This is a genomic window from Citrobacter sp. 50677481 (assembly GCF_001463265.1).
Taxonomy (GTDB): Bacteria; Pseudomonadota; Gammaproteobacteria; order Enterobacterales; family Enterobacteriaceae; genus Citrobacter_A; species Citrobacter_A sedlakii.
On the sequence record NZ_LNHZ01000035.1, the window covers coordinates 1 to 935 of the forward strand.

Consider the following 935-nt stretch of genomic DNA (forward strand, 5'->3'; position numbering starts at 1 on the left):
GCATTCACTTCATAATCAAGCCAGATGCGCGCGAGCTTGTTCCTGTCTACCGGGATTTCAAATCCACCATCGATCCCTCCCCATGCTGCATCTGCATTAAGGCCGGTGCAACCTGCTATCAAATACTCACCTGTATTTATGTGGGTAACAGCAACTCCTTCCGACTCTTCATTCGTTTCATAGCTACCATCCCTGAATATCTTTACAATGGGAGACGCAACCTTTATGAAACCGTTCGAATCTACGGTTGTGTTTCGTTCGTCTCTGAACTTGATAACGTCACTAAGATAGTACGTATCGCCCGACGGCTGGGCGACTTTGTACCCCGCCCCGTTTCTATTAATGCCTATCTGGAAAACGCTATCGCCGCCGCTGTTATCATTCCAGTTTCGCGAGCTTAAGACACCAACTAGCGCCGCACTTGTTTGCTTCCATCCCTGATCGCCGCGCATAATGGCGCTAGATACGCCTAGCGGGTAGTTGCCTAAAAGTGCATAGCTGATGATTCCTCTAAAATCTTTAGCGTTTTGTTCTGCTATTTCTGGTGTTGCTGGGGTGGGGATGGCGGAACTACTGTTTACGTTCCTCGTTGCAGAATTACCTAAACCGAGATTACTTCTTGCGCCTGATGCTGTATTTGAGCCAGTGCCTCCAAGTGAAACAGGTATAACACCAGCATCATCTACTAAGCCGAGATTTATCCTGGCACCCTGTGCAGTAGTTGAACCAGTCCCCCCCTGGTTAACAGGAACTGCACCGTTCGTTTTAGTGGCTACAGTGCTAATCATATATGGCCATGACGGACCAGAGAATTGCGAGCCGTCTGGCAACGTAACAGTTATATTTCCGTTGTTACTAAATAACCGCTGCCAGTTCTGCTTGTCGTAGTTAAGACCACGTAGCGCTTCTGCACTTTGTGCAACCAGCGCGGCAGT

General features: G+C 48.6%; 1 pseudogene. It reads right to left on the minus strand.

Annotation, left to right across the window (positions count from 1 at the left end):
* Positions 1-935, minus strand: a pseudogene (locus APU02_RS26895) (phage tail protein); the annotation flags it as partial.